Annotated in this window: 15 protein-coding genes; 3 read left to right on the plus strand and 12 right to left on the minus strand. The window is 58.0% G+C overall.

Annotated features, from left to right (window positions below; translation table 11 throughout):
• Positions 1–229 precede the first annotated feature (229 nt).
• From VGE80_RS08345 to VGE80_RS08360, 4 genes are all read right to left on the minus strand, one after another.
• Positions 230–1,216, minus strand: a complete 987-nt coding sequence (locus VGE80_RS08345) for a DUF1559 domain-containing protein (RefSeq protein ID WP_440592327.1) — start codon at positions 1,214–1,216, stop codon at positions 230–232.
• Between the two features lie 172 nt (positions 1,217–1,388).
• Positions 1,389–1,784 (minus strand): hypothetical protein, encoded by a 396-nt coding sequence (locus tag VGE80_RS08350; RefSeq protein ID WP_440592328.1) that lies wholly within the window; start codon positions 1,782–1,784, stop codon positions 1,389–1,391.
• A 296-nt stretch (positions 1,785–2,080) separates the two neighbouring features.
• Positions 2,081–3,148 carry a tRNA preQ1(34) S-adenosylmethionine ribosyltransferase-isomerase QueA gene (queA, locus tag VGE80_RS08355; RefSeq protein WP_440592329.1) on the minus strand — a complete coding sequence of 356 codons (1,068 nt, stop codon included), beginning with the start codon at positions 3,146–3,148 and terminating at the stop codon, positions 2,081–2,083.
• Positions 3,149–3,471: 323 nt separating this feature from the next.
• Positions 3,472–5,064, minus strand: coding sequence for a sensor histidine kinase (locus tag VGE80_RS08360; protein WP_440592330.1), 1,593 nt, complete (start codon positions 5,062–5,064; stop codon positions 3,472–3,474).
• Positions 5,065–5,288: 224 nt separating this feature from the next.
• On the opposite strand from VGE80_RS08360, the gene VGE80_RS08365 reads away from it, so the two are divergent.
• Entirely contained in the window at positions 5,289–8,027 is a 2,739-nt protein-coding gene (locus tag VGE80_RS08365) for a M16 family metallopeptidase (RefSeq protein WP_440592331.1), read from the plus strand.
• A gap of 191 nt (positions 8,028–8,218) precedes the next feature.
• On the opposite strand, the gene eboE is transcribed toward VGE80_RS08365, so the two are convergent.
• The 4 genes from eboE to VGE80_RS08385 form a co-directional block, all read right to left on the minus strand.
• Positions 8,219–9,382, minus strand: coding sequence for a metabolite traffic protein EboE (gene eboE, locus VGE80_RS08370; protein ID WP_373649598.1), 1,164 nt, complete (start codon positions 9,380–9,382; stop codon positions 8,219–8,221).
• Between the two features lie 110 nt (positions 9,383–9,492).
• Complete coding sequence (locus VGE80_RS08375) at positions 9,493–11,340, minus strand: cytochrome b N-terminal domain-containing protein (RefSeq protein WP_373649599.1); 1,848 nt, start codon at positions 11,338–11,340, stop codon at positions 9,493–9,495.
• 2 nt (positions 11,341–11,342) lie between these two features.
• The gene (locus VGE80_RS08380) at positions 11,343–11,909 is read right to left on the minus strand and encodes a ubiquinol-cytochrome c reductase iron-sulfur subunit (RefSeq protein WP_373649600.1); all 567 of its coding nucleotides are present in this window, start codon (positions 11,907–11,909) and stop codon (positions 11,343–11,345) included.
• Positions 11,910–12,609: 700 nt separating this feature from the next.
• Complete coding sequence (locus VGE80_RS08385) at positions 12,610–13,893, minus strand: MFS transporter (protein WP_373649601.1); 1,284 nt, start codon at positions 13,891–13,893, stop codon at positions 12,610–12,612.
• Positions 13,894–14,556: 663 nt separating this feature from the next.
• Between VGE80_RS08385 and rpsT the strand changes: the two genes are divergently transcribed.
• The gene (gene rpsT / locus VGE80_RS08390; protein ID WP_375314943.1) at positions 14,557–14,850 is read left to right on the plus strand and encodes a 30S ribosomal protein S20; all 294 of its coding nucleotides are present in this window, start codon (positions 14,557–14,559) and stop codon (positions 14,848–14,850) included.
• Positions 14,851–15,264: 414 nt separating this feature from the next.
• On the opposite strand, the gene VGE80_RS08395 is transcribed toward rpsT, so the two are convergent.
• The 3 genes from VGE80_RS08395 to VGE80_RS08405 form a co-directional block, all read right to left on the minus strand.
• The gene (locus VGE80_RS08395; RefSeq protein ID WP_373649603.1) at positions 15,265–15,474 is read right to left on the minus strand and encodes a hypothetical protein; all 210 of its coding nucleotides are present in this window, start codon (positions 15,472–15,474) and stop codon (positions 15,265–15,267) included.
• Between the two features lie 12 nt (positions 15,475–15,486).
• Positions 15,487–16,377: a DUF6677 family protein gene (locus VGE80_RS08400; RefSeq protein WP_440592332.1), complete on the minus strand. Its 891-nt coding sequence runs from the start codon at positions 16,375–16,377 to the stop codon at positions 15,487–15,489.
• A gap of 335 nt (positions 16,378–16,712) precedes the next feature.
• The gene (locus tag VGE80_RS08405) at positions 16,713–17,762 is read right to left on the minus strand and encodes a DUF6655 family protein (RefSeq protein WP_375314944.1); all 1,050 of its coding nucleotides are present in this window, start codon (positions 17,760–17,762) and stop codon (positions 16,713–16,715) included.
• Positions 17,763–18,053: 291 nt separating this feature from the next.
• Here VGE80_RS08405 and VGE80_RS08410 point away from each other — a divergent pair, with 291 nt between their 5' ends.
• A complete protein-coding gene (locus VGE80_RS08410) occupies positions 18,054–18,293 on the plus strand; it encodes a GlsB/YeaQ/YmgE family stress response membrane protein (protein ID WP_373649606.1) in 240 nt (79 codons plus the stop codon).
• A gap of 173 nt (positions 18,294–18,466) precedes the next feature.
• Here VGE80_RS08410 and VGE80_RS08415 read toward each other — a convergent pair whose 3' ends face one another.
• Positions 18,467–20,896, minus strand: a complete 2,430-nt coding sequence (locus VGE80_RS08415) for a helicase HerA domain-containing protein (protein ID WP_440592333.1) — start codon at positions 20,894–20,896, stop codon at positions 18,467–18,469.
• Positions 20,897–20,940: the final 44 nt, after the last annotated feature.

The following is a 20,940-nucleotide window of genomic DNA, read 5'->3' on the forward strand; positions in this document are numbered from 1 at the left end:
TGAGACTGAGTCTCAGTGTCATAAGGATACCAGCCACCCGAATGGATGCACGCGAATTTCATTATTTCTTCCGGATTGGGGAGACGCTTTGTCGCCTGCGAGAGCACTTTGGTTGTCCGCGAGGAACGGGCCGCCGGTAGACTGCTGGCTGGGTCAGGCGGTGGTTCCGAGTTGACTCTGCAAGAGTGAAATCGTGACCCGTAGATCAGTCACCTTTGTGCTGACATTGCTAAAACTCTCCGACGATTTCGCCGCCCGCGCGAGTGGAAAGATGTTTCAGCACTTCCATGTCGATATTCTCGCTCAGGAAGCGGACGCTGCCGTCGACGAGGGCCACATGAGCTCCCCCCGTATGCTGACTGCCGAACGCGTTGAGTCGCTGAATGGACTCCAGCGATGCATCGAATGTGGCAGCACTGCTGATGCTGCCGGGGCGGTTCGTGAAGTCGAACGGGATGCGGTAGTTGACCGGCGCAAAACTGCTGAGTGTGACGTCTGTCAAACCGAGTTGCCCGCCTGAGGGTGCCCAGAATCCCCAGCCGTTCATGGGGTTCGTCGCGAAGCCATTGGCGAAGAACGAGTCGTAGTTTCGATCCGCATGACTCCGTTCCCCCAGCAGCAGGGTGCTCGACGTGCCATCGGTCGCATCCCGGATCCGCACCACTTCGTGCTGGACAGTCATCGGCGTGGTAATCAATGGGCCGCATCCCGCGAACATGCCGTCTCCCCGAGTTGCGGCCGGGGGATGTGACTGAGTTCCCCCGTTTCCACCGTAACTCGTCAGGGCATAGCGCGAACCACTTGGCTTGGTGTACGGGTTCTGGCTGATGGTGGCGGAAGGACACACAAGTACGGGAAGGACAACCGCCGTGTTTTCCTCGGCCTCGTTTTCAAGAGGATTCGCAAAGTTCCAGTCGTTATAGAGCGGTGCCTGATCAAAGTAGGGAAGAAGCTGGACGAACATCGACCAGCCTCGCACGCGAGGTTGCGATGAGAACGGGATTCGGATCTGGCCCGGCGGAAAGCAGAGGTGGGAACTTTCATAGTTGTGGATGGCCAGCCCGATCTGCTTCAACTGATTCTTGCATTGAGCCCGCCGCGCTGCTTCTCGCGCCTGCTGGACTGCAGGGAGTAACAGGGCAATCAGGATCGCGATAATAGCGATCACGACCAGCAGCTCGATCAATGTGAAGGCACGACGGGGGGACGAGTTCACCTGGTTTCCTTGATTGTGGCGACCTGAATTGCGTGCAGAAGCTGCGTTCGTGTTCGCGACGGTTGTCTGTGAGCTCTCTGGGTCGAATCTTGAGGTGATTCGCCGGTTCCCTTGAAACAAGGGGAGATGAGTGACTCGTTCGAGTGCAGGCCAGCGAGATTGCGTCCGGGCATCACTTGGCAAGATCGAGCTGATCGGCGTCGTCGACCTTGATGTAGACGCGGTCTTCTTCGATGACCACCTCGCCCTGGACGCGAATGGACTTGCCACGGTAGTACTCTGCCGGCAAATCGACCTGACGCTTTTGCTTCAGGTCGTTGATACCACGCTCCGAGATGGCGATCCCCAGGTTGGCCTCGTCACGGAAATTGTCGGTGGAGTCGAGGTAGGCTGTCTTCCGTTTCTCGGAGTGCTTCGCCCCCTTGACTTCAAACACGACGGCTACCCTCTTCCCCACATGCTGCCGTGCCACTTCCGGCTTAATCAGCGGCAAGGCCTCCTCGGCACCCTCAGTCCATGTTCCCAGAACCAATAAAGACAGCAAAAGGACACCTGCCCGAGCTCGCATGGCGATTCTCCCAAAAGGCACGATCATGACGTTGAAAGGCAGTATCATGCCATAATGGTTTTGACGCAATGGAATCGTCCGAGGCCGCTTCGATGAGGGCTTGGTATGGTCGTGACATGACGGGCGGGCTCTTCCCCGTGACCACTGTTCGCCCGCATCGGACTCGAAGCGACGATTCACACGCCGCGTGACAACGTGAGCGAGTCAGCGGACGCACCGCACGGGAACGTCGGGGCGCAGGGGAGGAGCGGCGGGGTTCGGTCAATCCGTACCGCATCGGGACGGAGAAGAGAAACTCAGAGGATCAACATCGCGTCGCCATAACTGAAGAAGCGGTATCTCTCCGCAATCGCGACCCGGTAAGCTTCCATGACGAAATCGAACCCGCCGAAGGCGGCGATCAGCATCAGCAGGGTCGATTTGGGTAAGTGGAAGTTCGTCAGCAGCACGTCGGTCGAGAAGAACGTGTAGGGAGGGCGAATAAACAGATTCGTTTCTCCTCGCCATTCGTGAAACGCGGGAGGATGCTCTGGTCCTCGCGCATGGCAGGCCGATTCGAGTGTCCGCAGGCTGGTCGTCCCCACAGCCACGATGCGACCCCCTTCGGCCCGGACGCTGGTGAGTCGCTCTGCCGTACTTGCAGGGAGTTCGCACCATTCCGAGTGCATCCGATGTTCTGCCAGGTTTTCGACCGAGACCGGACGGAATGTTCCGATACCGACGTGCAGTGTGACTTCTGCACGGCGAATCCCCTTTTGCTGACAGCGATCCAGGAGTTCCGGGGTGAAGTGAAGTCCGGCCGTGGGTGCGGCGACAGAACCGGGATGCTGAGCAAACGTCGTCTGGTAGCGTTCCCAGTCTGCCTCGGTGGCGACCTTGCGATCCATATAGGGGGGGAGTGGAACAGTGCCGAAACGTGGCAGCGATTCGATGGCACAGCCTGTTGACGCTTCGAACTGGCAGACGCCGTCCGCTTCTTTCTCGATCAGCTTCAGCAGCAGCTTTTCGCCCACGGGATTGGTGATCGTGACTGTTTCACCCGTTCTCAGGTAGCCGCGTGTCTGACCAATCAGTCGCCACAGCCCGTTGGCCGTTGAGCCCAGATAGAGGCCTTCCCACTTTCCCCCTGTCGCCGTCCGCAGGCCGAACAGTCGGGCCGGAAGGACGCGGGTATTGTTCAGTACCAGAGCATCGCCTGTCTTCAGCAGTTCGGGCAGGTCCCGGATCGTTCGATGATCAATCGAACCTTGACGACGGTCAAGCACCATCAAGCGAGATGCATCGCGCGATTCCAGCGGGACTTTCGCGATCAATTCCTCGGGCAAAGGATAGTCGTATGAGGAAAGTTGATCTTCGCGAGACATCAGACTGTTTTCTTCGGGAACGAGGAGAAGTCGATCAGGGGACGGCATCTCAGTGTTGTCTGTGCCACCCGGCGTGCCACAGACGAGTTTCTCTCTTCGAGAGGCACTCATCGTGATGCAGGCCTTCGCACCAAGATTAGGTGCTTTGGTCGGAAGAAGCCAGACGGCTGGAGATTGATTGCAGGAGGGTTCTGACCAGATTGAGCCGCGATCGACGAGGCGGTTCATCGGCACAGACAATCGGACAGGCCAGTTCCGGCGTTTCGATTTCGCTGAGCTTCAGTCCGACTGCCGGGTCAGCAGCTTGTTGCACACAGCAGAGATCACGCCGCAGAGATCTGGGCCCCCTTGGCACAGCGGGGCAGATGGACACGGAACGTGCTTCCCAGCCCTCGTCCTTCGCTGGTGGCTTCGATGCGTCCCCCATGGTCCCTGACGATGCGATGCGTGATCGAAAGGCCCAGACCGGTCCCTTTTCCATTCGACTTTTCGGTGAAGAAGGGTTCGTAAAGGTTCGCGATCATCTCGGCGGTCATTCCGCATCCCTGATCGGCGATGGACAGTACTACCTCATCGACCAGTTCGACAATTTCAATTGTCATCGTTCCCGAACCTTCCATGGCTTCGAGGCCGTTGGCAATCAGGTTCAGTACGACCTGTTTCATTTCGGCGGGATTGATATCCAGCAGGTGCGACTTGCCGCGATCGAAGTTGATGACGTAGTTGTCGAACTTGCTCATGTGCGACACCATGTCCAGAACTTCATTGACGATTTTGGTCAGGTCCTGCCGTGATTTCGGTCCATTGGTGCCGCGGGCGAAATCGAGGACGCGTGACGTGATCTGCTGACAGCGCGTCGATTCCCGTTCGATCATCCCGAGATAGGTCGAGAGTAATTCACGATCCTCGGGGGGCATCTGGCCTCCCAGGGAGCCATCCCGGATGCGATCCGTCAACGATTCTGCCGCCGCTCCGATCGCCTGTAGCGGGTTGTTAATTTCGTGCGAGATTCCCGAGGCGAAGAAGCCGATCCCGGCCAGACGCTCGTTCCGCAGGATCTGGCGACTGCGCTGTTCCACTTCCAGAGCCAGTTTGTCCTTATCCGTTTGGAAGCGATCCGTCATCTTGTTAAACATTTCGGCCAGTTCGACCATTTCGTCCTTGCCGCGCAGCTTCAGGCGATAGGAATAATCGCCATTGGCAACGCGGGAAGCGGCCTCGTGCAGTTTCCGGATCGGAATCAGAATCCAGCGATAGCAGAAGTAGATCAGGCTGAAGAACAACGCGACGACGATCGCCGTCGGGCAGCCGATCAGCCAGAAACGCCAGGTAAGCTCATTTTGAGAGGCTTGAATGGTTTTTTCGATGCCGCTTTCCAGGTCGGGGATCTGGAGTGCCAGTGACTGAAGATCCATCACCGTCAACAGCAGTTGCTGGTGGAGACGCGAATCCGGGTTGTCCACGGACTGGCTGTTCTTTTCGAGGGAGATCAACTTGTCATTAATCTGGTACAGCGTGGGCTGAGTGAAAAAATTCCGGATGCGGGCATCCGACTTGGAAAGATCCGAACAGCGTCGATAGAACTCTTTGTATTCCTCACGAGCCTTATGCCGTCGTTCCTCCCACAGGGGGCCGTTGAACGTTTCGACAACGGTATAGACTCCAGGCCGCATCGGGATCTGAAGCGGATTGACTCGCTCGGGCAGGCGAATGATCAGGGGTTCGGCGAGGCCTTGCAGTGCGGCCGCCAGAGCCGTCTGTTGAGGTTCTTTTTCGCGGGAAAACTGCAAATCGTCAACGAGACTCCAGTAAGCATACAGTGCCGACAGACCTGCCACGGACAGGAAGAGTAGCATGGCGAATACGAGCGACAGCACGATCACCAGTTTGCGTCGAATAGAGCGCGTCAGAAACACTCGACTTCCTTGTCAGCAACCCAACAGCTCAAGACCGGCTATAGGCGGTGCGGAACCCCTCCTCTCAAGCGATCAGTGAAGTTAGCTTGATTCGGTGAATGTCTCAATATCGGACATACAGTATTCCCCCTGATTCTCTGGAGGAATCCCGTTCTGGCGGGTAGCCTGTGTCGGTCCCTCTTTTTCAACGGATGTAGATTTGCTGCAAAGCAGGAGTGCAGGTAATGCTAATTCGACGGATCGTGGCTGGTCTGGCCCTCTGCTGTCTGGGGATGAATCTGGTCGCGGCTGCGGAGCCTCGCAAGATCGGCTCGGTCGAAGGGTTGACAGAATATCAGCTCGACAACGGCCTGCGAGTGGTCATCTTTCCCGAGCCGTCCAATGACAAGATCACCGTCAACATGACGGTCCTTGTCGGTTCACGGCACGAAGGATACGGCGAAGCGGGGATGGCTCACCTGCTGGAGCACATGCTGTTCAAGCCGACCAGCAAGCACCCGCGACCGGATCAGGATCTGCAGTCGCGCGGCGCCGACTACAATGGAACGACGTGGTTCGATCGGACGAACTACTACGAGACACTTCCTGCGGGTGACGACAATCTCGAATGGGCGATCGAATATGAAGCCGATCGACTGATCAATTGCCCGATCAACGCGGCGGATCTGACCAGCGAAATGACCGTCGTGCGGAATGAGTTCGAGATGGGGGAAAATAGCCCCAAGTCGATTCTCGAACAACGCGTATTCGCGTCTGCCTTTGAGTGGCACAACTACGGTAAATCGACGATCGGTAATCGGGCAGATATCGAGCGGGTTCCCGTCGATAATCTCCGAGCCTTCTATAAGAAATACTATCGCCCGGATAACGTCATCCTGTTTATCGGTGGTCGCCTGGACGAAGCCAAAACGCTGGAACTCGTGCAGAAGCACTTCGGTCCGATCGAGCGTCCTGCGGAACCGATTCGTGCCACCTATACTGAAGAACCGGCTCAGGATGGAGAACGCCTCGTCACGCTGCGGCGTGTGGGAAATGTTGCTGTCGTGGGGGTCGCCTATCACATTCCTGCTGCCGCCGATGCCGAGTTCCCCGCAGTCGCACTGCTGGAGGCGATCCTTACCGCTGATAAAACAGGTCGTCTCTACAAGGCCCTTGTCGAACGTCGCCGTGCGGCCAAGGTTCAGGGGATGGCCTATGCTCTGCACGATCCCGGTGCGATCTTCATTTCGGCCGAAGTGGCTCAGGGGAACGAACCTGACAGCGTCGCCGAAGACATGCTCGAGGCGATCAATGAAGTCGTGAAAGATGGAATCACGGAAGTCGAACTGGTACGGGCGAAACGGCAGTTCCGCAAGTATCTCGACCAGCTCGCCGCAGAGACACCGAAATTGCTCATCGAACTGGCCGAGTCGGCTGCCGCCGGTGACTGGCGACTGTTCTTCCTTAACCGGGATCGGCTTGAGGATGTCACCGTCGACGATGTGAATCGAGTCGCGCGGAAGTACCTGGTGCCGAACAACCGGACGGTAGGGATGTATATCCCCAGCCAGCAGCCACAGCGGACTCCGATTGCCGCTGTGCCCGACGTCAGGAAACTGGTCGAAAACTACAAGGGCCGATCCGATTTCTCGACCGGCGAGGCTTTTGATCCTTCTCCCGCCGCGATCGAAGCCCGCGTGAAGCGGTCGCAGATCGAAGGGGTGAAAGTGGCCCTGCTGTCTAAAAAGAATCGCGGGGGAACCGTCTCGCTGCAGTTACGACTTCGATACGGTTCGGCAAAGTCGTTGTTCGGGAAAGCCCCCGTCTGCGACGTTCTGCCGAGTCTGATGGCCCGGGCGACACGCCACCTGAACAGTGAGCAACTGGCTGACAAGCTGGACGAATTGCAGAGTACGCTGCATGCGTCCGGTGGACCCGGCGAGGCGGCCTTCGTCATTCAGTCGAAACGCGAACACCTGAGCGAAGTGATTGATGTCTTGCGACAGATTCTGCGCGAGCCCGCTTTTCCCCAGGATGAACTGGACATTCTGAAGCAGCGCCGTGCTGCCGAACTGGAAGAACAAATGACGCAGCCGCAGGCGCTGGCCCCCCGGGCGGTCTCGCAGAAGCTGAATTCCTATCCGGTCGGTGACGTGCGGTATCAACCCAATCTGTCAGACGAACTGAAACAGATTCAGGGATTGGAACTGGCCAGCCTGAAGAAACTTTACGAAGACTTTCTGTCGGCCCAGGCGGGTGAACTGGCGATCGTCGGTGACTTTGACGAGGCTGAGACAGTTGCCGCCCTGCAGAACGCTTTGAAAGACTGGAAGTCGAAGAGCCCCTACGAGCGAATCAGCCGGTCTGCCGAGAATCCCCCCAAGCCAGAAACGATTCGCATTGAAACCCCGGACAAGGCCAATGCGATGTACTTCGCAGGCCTGCTGCTGGCACTGCGGGACGATCATCCCGACTATCCTGCTCTGGTGGTCGGCAACGAGATCCTCGGTGGCAGCGGCTTCGCATCACGTCTGATGGGCCGCATCCGTGAGAAGGAAGGACTCTCGTACGGCGTGGGTTCGTCATTCCGCTCGCACTCGCTCGACCCCCGTTCGACATTCTCGATCTACGCAATCTGCAATCCGGAGAATGTCGAGAAGGTGGTGGCACTCGCCAAAGAAGAGATTGAAATTCTGCTGAAAGAGGGGCTCAAAGAAGAAGAGCTCGCGGAATCGCAGCAGGGCTGGATCAAGGGTCAGGAAGCCGACCGGGGTGAAGACGGCAAACTAGCGTCGATCCTGGCCAATGCGCTGTTCGTCGGAAGAACTTTGGAGTACCAGGCCAAGTTGGAATCCCGCGTCAGCCAACTCACCGCCGATGCGGTCGTCGCAGCACTCCGTCGGCATGTGAATCCCGAACAGCTCGTCAACGCCATCGCTGGCGACTTCCCCGAGAAGCCCGCTCAAGAGAGCAAACAGAAGTAGTCCGGGACCAGCCCGGGACAGAACTTCGATCGACAGAGAAGTTTCCTCGCCCCTGCTTTCCTCGACCGCGAGTTGGTGGAGGCAGGGGTGATCGCTTTAATTCGGTCGCCGCACGAGCTATTCGACGCTCGTTCGCAGTGCCTGATGGTTGACGTGGATGCTCTGGCTCAACCGAACTCTGTCGCAACGGGTCAGGACTCAAGTAACGCCTTCGTGGCGAGCAGTTCTCGAGAGAATCCTTCGATCAGATTCGGCTTGCCCCCGTCCGGCAGAACTTCCCAGGTGTAGGTTTCCACCTCGAGGTGCGGGGCGTAGTCGAGTTCCGGGATGATCGACAGGGCCGTCTTCAGTTCATTACGGGTCGTTCCCAGCGGACCGAGTTGTTCCGCGTCGACGGGGACGTGAAAGTGGACTCGCCACATCTCCGCGTCTCGAAATTCCGGACTTGGCTGCTGCGTCATCTGCTCATCCAGATCGACGTACCTGGCGATCGATCCGCTGGACGTCCGGGCGAAGGTCTGATGGAGATAACGGGGCTCGACATACCGCGAAAGGGCGACGAGCGCCTCGGGGTTGCTCGCCGGGTTAAGCACTTCGACAGCACACGTGATGTGCAGTTTATTGATGCGGATCCCCGCAGCGGTCAGCGCGCGGATCGACGCGGCGATGTCTTCAAATTCGACGGCCTGATGGCAGACGTCGTAGCAGACACCCAGATGTTTTTCGACGACTTCGAGTGCTCCAGAGTCCGCCGCACGGCTGCGGAGCCGGTCAAAAAACTCAATCGTCTCGCTGGTCGTTTCGAGGACGCAGAATGGTTCTGGTTCGATGGCCAGACGAATCATGCCTCCGGTTTCGCTCCAGACCCGGTTCAGACTGTGTGCGAGTTCGATGAGCTGGTCGGCACAACGGTCTGCGAAGTCTGCCGGGTGCTCGAACGGTTTGAATCCAAGCGGAACGGTCGAGATGCTCCCCTCGACCCCCCGGGGCAGCAGTGCGGCCAGCAGTCGGGCACAACCAACCGTGTACTCCAGTCGATCTGGTTGCGTCCAGTCGGGCAGGTAGACGTTTTCCTTGACTCGGGCAGAGTGAAAATCGCCATACGGAAAGGCATTGAGCGTGTAGCAACTGAGGCCCCGCAGATGCAGCCGTTCGGCGAACTTCTTCGCTTCGTCCGGCGATGCATTCAGTTCGCGGATGACGCTCGCGGCCAGCCAGAGACCTGCCGCGAGGTCCGAGCCATAGTTCTCCCGGATGGGCAGAGTGAACTGGTCGAGTCCATCTTCGACTTCCGCAACGGTCCGACCGGGATGGACGTTGGTGCAATAGCTCAGCGGCAGCGTACTGATTGTCATCGTAGTGAGATCAGGGGAAGTGCCAGCCGGCCCGTCCCTGCTTCCTCAGGAGTACGATTCAACAGCGTGGCGGGCGATGACCCGCCACGTGGTGTTGAATTCAAGGGGCTTTACTTCTTACGAAAGTAATCTCCCACCATCCAGTCAACAAGCAACTTCAGTTCCTTGTCGCTGATCTTCCCTTCAAAGCCGGGCATCAGGTTTCGCTCGGAACCGTAGAACCCGTCATGGGCAGGGTTCTTGATGAACTCGGTGAGCCAGACCTTGCCGGCGTAGCCTGTCAGAGTCGGATATCCGGGACCGGCCCCTTCACCGACGGAGGCGAGCGTGTGACAGTCCGCACAGTTCGAGGTGAACGAACCGTTCGCGAGTTGACCCGACTTGAAGATTGCCTTTCCGGCTTCGACCAGCGCGGGGTCGAATGGCTGCAGTTCTTCCCGGCCCCCTTCCGCAACCAGAAATTCGACCAGACTCTTCAGGGAGTCGGCGTTCTCGGGTTTCTTCAGTGTCTCGGCATTATCCTTGACCCATTCGGCCATTTCGCCCTGGAGGAATCGTTCGCCCCGTTCACCCGAGTTCTTCAAGGGGGCAAATGTGGTGTGGTAGTCGGTGAGGACCTTCGTGATCCAGTTGCGTGAACCGAACTCACCCAGGTCTGCCGCGGTGGCCAGTTCCTCGACCTGCTTCTTTTCACCGTTCTCTTCGACTTCGCGCATCGGAACCTGATCGAGCCCATTGTGTCCGTTGTAGCGATGGCAACTGGCACAGTGGCGAGCGAACAGCTTCGGTCCCTGGATCAGGGCATCTTCCTTCAGGAGACTCAGGGCTCCCGTCGAAGGAATCCCGAATTCCCGGGCCAGCTCGACCGCGCGATGGCCCTCGAATTCGGCCATATGGACGGCTGCCTGATAGTTCTTGTCAGCGCTGTCTTCCTTCAGTGCGATGGCGGTCAGGAACGCCGCTCCGGCAAGAAGTGCGAAGGTAAAGGCGATGTTGAACCGGTGGCCCAGTTTCCATTTACCGATGAAGGGCATCAAAGCGATGACGCCCATGATCGCTCCGGGGACGTAGAGCGCTCCGAAGACCAGCCCGAGTTTGTCGACTTCTTCAAACTTCAGGAACCGGAACAGGAACAGGAAGTACCATTCGGGACGGGCTGCCGAATAGGCTTCGGAAGCGTCCGCAGGCCCCGTCAATTCTGCACCCTTCCAGACGGTGAAGAAGAGGATCGTCGCCAGCACTCCCAGACAGGCCACGGCGTCCATCAGAACCTGATCAGGCCAGAACTTGCCAATCGGCTTTTTCTGATCGGCTTCGGAAACCGTGATGCCATGTCGGCGGAAAACGTAGATGTGCAGAGCAAGGAATCCGACCAGCAATGCGGGCAGGACCCCTGCGTGCAGAGCGAAGAAGCGGGTCAGTGTGTGATGGCCGTACGTCGTTCCCCCCTGAGCGATCTGCTGCAGTTGAGGGCCGATGACGGGGGTTACGCCGACGATGTTGGTGGCGACCTTCGTGGCGTAATAGCCCTTCTGGTCCCATGGCAGCAGGTATCCGGTCAGCGAAAGACCCAGCACAATCTGCAGCAGGACCAGTCCCAGCCAGAAGTTAACTTCCCGCGGAGCCCGGTAGGCCCCTGCAATGACGACCTGCATAAAGTGCAGACCGAGCAGCACCATCATGGCCTGTGCAGCGAAGTGGTGGATGCCGCGGACCAGCCAGCCAAAGCTCATGACATGCTGAATGTAGTAAACACTTTCCCAGGCGGTCAGGGTGCTGGGGCTGTAAGCGCTCCACAGGAAGAAGCCGGTGATTACCTGGACCGCGAAGACGAAGGTCAGGGTGCTGCCCCAGACGTACTTCCATTTCGCTCCGCCCGGAATCGGTTCGTTCAACGCTTCGTGAACAAGAGCTTTGTAACCCGTGCGAACGTCCAGCCAGTCGAGTAGAGAATTCATAATTAGACGGCCCCCTTCTTCTCAACACCGCACTGAAAGTCCTGGTACTTGACCCAGACTTTTCCGTTCGAATCCGTTTTGACTTCCAGGGTGTCCAGATTTCGAGGAGGAATATGGTTCATCCGCTCGCCATCGAGTTTGAAGGCGCTGGCGTGACAAGGACACAGAAACGTCTGGCTCGCTTCCTGGTAATCCACCTTACATCCCAGGTGCGGACAGGTGTCGTTAAAAGCAATGACCTGATTGCCTTCGAACTTCCGCAGGTAGACCGTGCCGATCGATTGATTCTTGAACTGATTCCAGGCATCGACTTTATCTGCCAGCAGAGCGAACCGCAGCGGAGTTCCGTCGTCAGGAAGTTCGCTCAGAGTGGTGACCGGCAGGAAGCCGTCCGCGTCTCCCCCTTTGAACGTCTCTTTCTTGCGGAGAACCGGGTCGAGGAAGAAGGCCAGCCCCGCCATGAGCGGTGTCAGACTGACAATGGCCCCCGCGACGAGCGAGCCGGCGACTGCCAGAAAGTTTCTTCGAGCTGTGGGCTGATCGGGCGGCAAAGACGAAGAAGGTTCCACAAGCGGGTTCTCCGGGTAGGAAGTCGTATGAGGATGGTTCGCAAGCGAGGCGAAATCTGGGCAGGTTGGTCGATGCGGTATTCCAGGCGGGATAGTCATGGCGATCGAGTCAAACACGCTTCAGCACCACCCGGTGGGTGGAAAACGCAGGATTAAACACGACCTCGATCGCTTTCTTAGCATAATAACCGGCAGCATTTAGGCAAACCAACCAATCTCGTGTAAATCTGTACTTTCCGAAGCAGAGAGGGGGCCACCCCGGGGGCTCCCACACACAAACGCTGCTGAATACGTCACTCACTCGTATCGATCGATGTTGAATTGTGCTCGTGTGGTGTCGTCCTGTCATTTTGCGAGCAATGGCAGGGCAATGATCACGGCGTCGTCACATAATTGACTCGATTTATGTGTTGCCGAGGGGACGCGGCCCGCAAATGGGCGCTGTTCCGTTGTCCCCGTCGGTCCCGGCACTGCGGCAGGTTGCAGCGTCTGATCAGAAATCGAATCTGAACATGCGAATAGTGCTTGTCCCGGAAACGGAATTGCCGGGTATTCGTTCGCTCGAGCGGATTTTTGGGGAAGACCGGGAGAAGAAAACGTCCCGGGAAAGGTGAATCTCTTCTCCAGACCCGCCGTCGCGAAGCTCCGTCTTTGCACTCGTGACGGAACCTGGCGCGTGTTGGCCCCGGTACCTCGCCGATCAACTTTCGATGGGGGTGATGGCAGAGACGGGTTTCGGCAGGATTCCTGCCGCTTCGTAAATAGGGCGAACCAGCTTTCTCATGCGAGGAATCTGCAGTCCGAAGGCGATGCCGGCCGCAATACAGCATGTTCCGCACAGCCGGACCGTGGCGGGGGCACCGATTTGAGCGGCCATGGCTCCTCCGAACAGGCTTCCCAGCGGAGCGACACCGGTGAAGGCCATCGCGTACAGGCTCATCACCCGGCCTCGCTTGTCTTCTTCCGTGATGGTCTGAATCAGCGTGTTCGTCGAGGCCATCTGCAGCATCATGCAAAAGCCAGAGAGCGCCATGATGGGAAGCGACAGTGGCAGCCGATCCGAAAACGAGAATGCGATCTGGCTGACACCGTAACAGACCGTGGCCAGCAGGATGGCACGCCCCAGTCCGAGCACCGACTTTCGTGACGCCAGGTAAAGCGCGGCTGCCAAGGCACCAATCCCGTTGGCGCCCATGAGAAATCCTTGCGTTCGTGCTCCCCCCTGCAGGATATCTCGGGCGAAAACCGGAATCAGCACGCTGGTCGACATGGCCATGAAACTGACGACCGCCAGCAGCATCAGCAGCACGCGCAACGGGGCAAACCGGAAGGCATAGGACATGCCGGCGTGCAGCCTCTCCAGAGCCGAACCATGATGAATGTGCTGGCGTATCGGCAAGTCGCGCATTGCCAGCAGCGCCCCCAGGACCGCGACGTAGCTGACGGCATTCAGCAGAAAGCAGACAGATTCTCCCCAGGCGGCGATGATCAGTCCGGCCAGCGACGGCCCGACCAGGCGCGCCCCGTTGACGATTGACGAATTCAAGGCGATCGCGTTGGAGAGATGCTGTCGGTCAGGGACCATTTCGACCAGAAACGATTGCCGCAACGGCATATCAAAGGCATTGATCACGCCCAGCAGGAAGCCCAGGCCGACCAGTTTCCAGACGAGATCTCCCCCGGAATAAACCACGATGACGACCAGCGTCGCCTGAATCATGGCCAGCACCTGTGTCACGAGCAAAGCGCGATGACGATTCCAGCGATCGGCCGCGACACCGGCGAGCGGCGACAGAATGAGGCTGGGAATCTGGGTGGTAAAGCTGATCATCCCCAGGAGCGCGGGCGAATCCGTAAGTCGATACAGCATCCACGACAACGCCACCTGCTGCATCCATGTCCCGATCAGCGAGATTCCCTGACCGAGCAGGAAGAGGCGGTAATTGCGGTGGACCAACGCTCGACCGAGCGACTCAGCAGCCATCTGACGAAATTCCCTCTGAAGTCCGCGAACGTTCTGGAATGGAGTCGCTCGAACAGTAGCAGATCCCCCTCAGACCCCCAGTGGGAAACGTGACGGAGGCAGGAACGAAGCTGCGAGTCGCATTCGCGACAAACCGTGTGCCGCGGAATTGTATCACGTTGATTCCTGCAAAAAATTCAGCCGGACTCAGGTCGGCACGTCTCCGAGGAACGGACGGCCATCGTCCGCGCGTGCCGAAGCGACGAGTGTATCATGCCTGGACGAGAGGAGTTGCAACGCAACCTGGCATCCCGGTGACGAGGGACGGGGAGCCTGTGCCGCCATCGTGAGACTTCCGAATTGTCTCGTGAGCAAGTTGTGACGACGGTCGACCCTTCGACAACCGGCGTCGATTTCGTGTGGCAATCGCGAAAGAGTTGGCCGATAAAATGACGATGGTGATCGTTGAACGAGTAAAGGGTCGAACACGCCAGAAACCGGGCATTGCAGAGAAACTGAAAAGCAATGGTCGGACTTTGCGGATTCCGTAGAAAATTACGCCGCAAAACAGACTGGAAACTTCCTCGTGCTTCGTTTATGCTCTCTCTCCCTTCGCGGGTCGTGGCGCGCGGAAGGGGTTTCTGGTGAACGCTACAGTCAGTCCAACCTTGTGGTTACGATTCAATGCCGAATACAGACAGTGCCAGACGCGCTCTTCGAAAAATGCAAACCCGTCGGTTGAAAAACCGAAATGACCGTTCCGCTCTGCGAACGTCGGTCAAGAAGGTTCGCACCGCCGCTGCTGCGGTCACAACCGGCGCTGTCAAAGTCGAAGACGCACAGGCTGTGCTGAAGCTCGCGATCAAGAAGCTGGATCAATCGGCTGCGAAGCACCTGATCCATCCAAACAAGGCCTCACGCGATAAGTCACGTCTGACCCGCTTGATCAACAAGTTGTCTGCTCCTGCATCCAACTAGTTTTGATCCCGGCAGCCTCTCAATGGCGGCCTGTGGTGTCAGTGACTGAAAATACCGAAACCAGCCTCATTCGTGAGAGCTGGTTTTTGGCTTTTGATGTCACCCGACTTGATGGTCGCTGTCGCTCAGCAACAAATCGAGCCCGGCTCCTGCGTCCGAGTCGCGCCGGCATCCCGGACACGTCCCGGGAAATCCCCTGCATGACAGTCTTACGCCGGGGTTTCCCATCCGCTCGAGCGAAGGGTGAATTGAACCCGACGTCGGTTCTTGCACTCGCCTGCGGTGCTTGAGAATGGAGTTGATGGTATGCCCGCACTTGAGGAATACCTCTTGCGGCGGCTTGCAGCCGGTCCTTCGAGGACGCGTCCTCCGGGGCTTTCCTGGCGCTGAACCGAGCGGTTCGTGCGAGGTGATTCAGAGCTTGTAGGAGAGGATCCAGAGCAGGACAAAGACCGCTCCCATGAACCCCAGGATCTGCAGGAAGAGCCACGTTGCACGGCGCAGGATGCGGTCCGGCAACTCGAACCGGCTCGTGCTGTAGACCAGGCTGATCACCATCGCCAGCGGAACCAGGTACCAGGTCACGTTGGTCGATTGAGCCAAAAGTAGTGTGGTCAGTGTCATTGAACAGTTTACTCAAGCGGTGGGCGTGGGATTGGTGGCGGGAACAGGAGCTGGTGCACTGGTGGGGTCCTTTTCCGGTTCGTTCTTCGTCCAGGTTTCGTCACCAAAGCCATAAGCGGGTCCCTGAACGCAATCCCAGATGGCCAGTATGTTCAACAGACCTGCAATCCAGGTGAAGACCAGAGCCAGTTCGTGCTGCTTGCCCAGCCGTCCCGTCACTTCCTGTAACTGGTCCGGGTCGGGAGGGACGCCGTAGGAGTTCACGAGCGAGCGTGGAATAAAACCGGTGATCATCGTACCGGGACTCGATCCGTCTTCTGTCGCGGCAGCGACGTTGCATTTCAGCGTTCTGCGAAAACCAGCCGCAATCGGGGGATCCAGGTAGAAGCTCCCTTCGAGCGGAAGTTCAATCGGTTTACCCTCCAGGGTTCCGGTGAAGACGCCCGCCGTTTCCGCCCCATACTCCCCTTTGGTCGGTTCCAGCTTCACGGTGCCGATCAGATGACCTTCCACTTTTTCGCTGGTCATGTTGATCAGGTGACCCGAGAATTTCGCGGAGAGGGGGCGTTCCAGCTGGCGGACCGCATGGTTGTCCTTGGCCATTCGTCTTGTCTGCCACAAAGCCGGATACGAGACGGCCCCTGCTCCCAACTGAGCAGCATAGTGCAGCGTGATCTGACGTGTGGCACCCCGTTCCGGAAGGTTGTAGACGACGATTCCCTCGCCCAGCACAACGCCCCACAGGAACAGGCCCAGGATTCCGAAGAGATAAATCAGACCCTTGATCGTCCGACCCTGGTAGAGATGTCCCAATCCCGGGATCAGAACCGCCAGAACGAGCGACGCGAAGACATTATGTTCTTCCCAGGGTTTGCGACGTTCGTCTTGAGATACAGTCGACATGCGGTGACTTTCGAGGCGAATCAGTGGATACACCGCACGACACGGCACAAGAAGGAATCTCGAGGAGGGCCAGGAGGGAAATCCTGATCCTCTGCGGCCCCGCAAAGGGAGTACGATTGTAGCACAGCACTGACTTCACAGACTAGAGAAGTCTAACAGACCGCCCAGCGCAAATCTTCCCGGTCTCAGGGGAGGGTCCCTGCCCCGCTGCGACATTGGCCCGTCAGCGCAAATTACCTCTTCGGCTCCTCTTCCCCATCGCACTCAGCAAGTCAGGACACGTTCGTTGTTTCACGCGTGGAAGGGGTACGTCCCGGGCCGCTTCGCCGCTGAGCCTACTCGACCGGCTTTGTTGAGTTCTTGAAGATCAGCAGCCCTGCACTGGCGGCCGCAGCATTGCCACCTGAGGATCCATTCGAGGGCTGTCCTCCCGTGATGTTGAACATGCTGGAGGCGCTGAATCCGGTCGCGGCCGCAGGAGCCGTGGAGGGGGATGGAATGGGTGAAGGGGCTCGTCCTGGCTGAGGCTGGCTTGGTGGGACCGCCGGAGTGAAAAGCGCTGGTGTCGCTTTGTTCTCGGCTTTCTTTTCTGCCAGCAACTTCGGCGACGGTGGAACGACATCCGGATCTTCGTCAAACGTCTGAGCCACGTTGACGGGGATCCCCTTGGCAGGTGGACGGGAGGCGATCGCCTTGTCGGTATTCCACCCGGGGACACGCTGACCGGCAAAACTGGCACCGGCGTAGATGGAACCCCGCTGGAACGGGCCTGTACCAAAAATCCAGGTGTCGCGGGCGTCGGCCGTGATGGGCGTGGCGCCAGACTGCCACAGGGCCTGACCGGTCGTCTGGTTGTAAGCAAACACGGCGATCTTTGCGACACCCTTCTGATGAGTCTTCTTTGCAAAGGGAATTTCAGGAATTACCGAAGGAATCCCCGCCGTCAAGGCCCCTGTGGGAAGGCTGGTCTGGGGGATACCGATCAGGACATCCTGGCGGTTCGTTCCTACCGCCCCCGCTCGTGCTTCAACGACGTAAGTCGCTTCGTCCCTCACCGATTTCAGGAACACACCCTCGGCGAGCAGTCGTTGTCGGATGGTACTGACGATGTAGCCCTCATCCGAAACGCCTCTCAGGTACTGCGGGTCGAAGTAAACGTCTTTTCCGCTGAGCTCTGAAAAATCCATCTCGCTGATACAGCGGTCGATCGCGGCCGAGAGCAGAATTTGCTCTGTCCCCGTTCGCAGGGTGTCAGACATTCGCGTCGTGCCACAACCCGTTAACTGAGTCAGGACAAGGAAAAGAAAGAATGTCGCACTGACGCATCGAATCGATGCGCGGGTGCGGAGGGCCCAAACGCAGCGGAAATACCTCAAGCGGAGCATGAATGTTAGCTTGCCAAAAGGCGGACATCATCACGAATTGAACGAGGAGGAGGTCCGAAATGTACAGCAATTGGCGTGATTCACCAAGATGAGTTTTCAGTTCTGCCCCTCGCATGAAAACGGTTTGATAGGCTTTCCGCCGTATTTCCGACGCCTTAAGATCATGCGACGTACACGTTACATACGTCGATCGAAGAGACGGAGTGATTGTGCGAATAAACGAATCGTGATGCGATCGAATGTTCTGCGCGGGACGGTTGTTTACGACTTCAGATGGATTGAGAACCCAACATGAGCATTATCTGGTCGTTATTGGTCGGGATCGCCGCAGGCTGGCTGAGCGGTCAGATTATGAAGGGCCGGGGCTTTGGAGTCCTTGGTAATCTCATCATCGGAGTCATCGGTTCGTTCGTCGGCAGCGCCCTCTTCGCCGTGGTCGGCCTGTCTGCCTACGGCATCATCGGCAATCTGCTGATGTCGACCGTCGGGGCCGTCGCATTGATCTACATTCTGACACGCATCCGCACCTGAAAGCCTGGGGAGCCAAGTCCCAGCCGCGGGGGCCCTATGTTGTCCGTCCAGGACGCGGCGTGGGCCGAACGGACAGTCGTTGGGTGAGCACCCGAAGACGACCCCGTGCCGCGATCGTGGTACTGTAATCGTGGTACTGCAGAGACCGACCTGGGCAGAGAGGGGATCTTGTTCTACCAGGCTTGTTCCGCATTCCCTTTCGCGTCGACGATCCAAGGCGTCCAGCAAAGTGCAAACTGGTCGACAGTGACATCGGTCTTCTTCGGGGTAATGCTGGTCTCCTGCAGCTTGATGTTCTCCGGGGCAGCACTTTCCAGCAACGCTGTCGCTTCCCCTTCAAACTGTTCGTTCAGTTTGTCGTAGCGTGCCTGAATCGCTTCGACCGACTCTTCCGCCAGCGCCACATCCTGCTTCTGAGCACCCATTCGGCCGGCCGCACGAGCGCCTGTGGCGATCCGGCCCATGTTAGTCACGGACGTCGCCTTTCTCCCGAAGACGGCTCCCAGGATTGAGGTCACCACTGTCACACCTGCCTGCATGGTCTGATTGCGGGATTCCAGTTTCTCTTTCTCGACCTTCTGCAAAGCCTTGCGCAACTGTTCCTGTATGGTCGCGAGTTTCGAGCTGTACTTCGCCCGTAGTTTTTCCACCGCCAGGTCTCGCTCTTCTTTCAGGCGATGGGCCATACGGACACGGAAGTCCCCTTCACTTTCCCCTTCTTTCGACGTCTCTTTCAGTTCCGCGAACTTCCACAGGGACAGTTTCTGGGTCTTGTAGATATGGTCCTTCAATGCGGTCTTCAAACCTTCGAACGTCTTCTGCTGATTCAACGCCGTGGGGAGGTCGGCGAATGTCGCCCCGGCTTCGGCCTGCTCCTGCAACGTATATCCTGCGTCGGTTGTGACCTCGGCTGCGTCGTAAATCGTGGGCGAAATCTGTTCGATGGCGGGAAGGAAGACGGTCAGATCCTGTTGGGTGTCGACCCCTGCTGACGCCTGAACGAACCGCACACGGACGCTGGCGTGGATTCCCGGTCGATAGAGCAACTTTGCATCGCCCAGCAGGCTGGTTTCCCCGGCGAGAAACACTTCTTCGACCCCAGGGGGGAGGACGGGATGCTGGCCTCCTGCCGAGTTGAGACCCAGGACGGCAACCGACTGCACCGAAGAGGCCGCTCGCGTTCCCTTCTTTTCGGCCATCAGTTTCGCGATCTGGCTGCGGTCCACCGGGCCTCGCAGGAACGACAGGGCCCACCGGCTCTGGAACACGATGGGGTGCGTTTCGTGGACGTTGTTCATCAGGAAGACACGATTCCCCAGCCCTGCCAGGATATTTTCCATTTCACCACGATCAAACAATGCACCCGCTGCGGCCGAGGCCCCTTCCAGGCCCTCCAGCACTCGGGCTTTGTCACGTTCAGTCTGCAGTCGGCCCAAGAACCAGGTTCCGGCATTGGAAAGGCCTTTATAGTCCAGGTCCACGGGGTTCTGTGTGGCCAGAACCACACCCAGTCCGAAGGCGCGAGCCTGCTTCAGCAGCGTCAGCATCGGCGTCTTGGAGGGGGGATTGGTCATGGGGGGGAAGTAGCCGAAAATTTCATCCATATACAGGATGGCACGCAGACTCGAGGTTCCGGTCTGCGACCGCATCCAGCTCACCATTTCATTCAGCAGGATGGTCACAAAGAACATTCGCTCGCTGTCGCTCAGGTGAGCGATCGAAATGATGGTCAGACGGGGCTTCCCTTCAGGCGTGTAAAGCAGTCGCTGAATATCGAGAGATTCACCTTCGAGCCATGCCTGAAAGCCGGGCGAGGCGATCAGGTTGTTCAGCTTCATGGCGAACGCAATTCGTTCCTTGGCAGGGTAGAAACTCTCGATATCCATCACCCCGACCTTGGTGAAGTTGGGCTTCTGGATCAGGCGGATCAATAACCCCAGGTCGACATCCTTCTTGTCTCTCCAGGAACGGTCCAGAATGGTTGAAAGCAGGATATGTTCCTTGCTCTGTAGCGGGTCGGCGTCGACTCCCAGCAGAGCGAGTAGGCCAGACGCGGCCGAGGCGACCCGTTCGCGCATCGCTTCGGAATCGTCCAGAATCTTGTCATTCGGAACCGCGAACGATTTCATCACAGTCAGCGGCAGACCCGCGTTACTGGCGGGTGTGTAAATCGAGATATCCACGGCATCGCGGAATCGTTTGATCCGTTCGGGGGGTTGTCCCCAGCTTGCCAGTCCCTCTTTCCAGGTCTTCGCCATTTTTGCAGCGTAGTCATCAGGCGAGAGGCCGGCGCGGGTGGCGTCTGCAGGGTCGATCCAGGGCCGGAAGTCTTCGGGCAGCAGGTTGGGAAAGGTGAGCAGCAGGTTGCCCAGATCCCCTTTGGGATCAATGCAGATCGACGGGATATTGTCGATGGCGGCCTCTTCCAGCAGCGACAAACACAGACCCGTTTTTCCGCTGCCGGTCATCCCCACACAGACGGCATGGGTGGTCAGATCCTTCGCGTCATACAGGACGGGGGAATCACTTTTGACCTCACGCGTTTTCATGTTGAACAGTTTGCCGAGATAAAAGACGCCCAGCTTTTCGTAGTCTTGCATCATCCGTCCTTCGAAACTGTTCGCATTGAACTTCGTACTGATCGGGG

The organism is Schlesneria sp. (assembly GCF_036405755.1).
In the GTDB taxonomy this organism is placed as follows: Bacteria; Planctomycetota; Planctomycetia; order Planctomycetales; family Planctomycetaceae; genus Schlesneria; species Schlesneria sphaerica.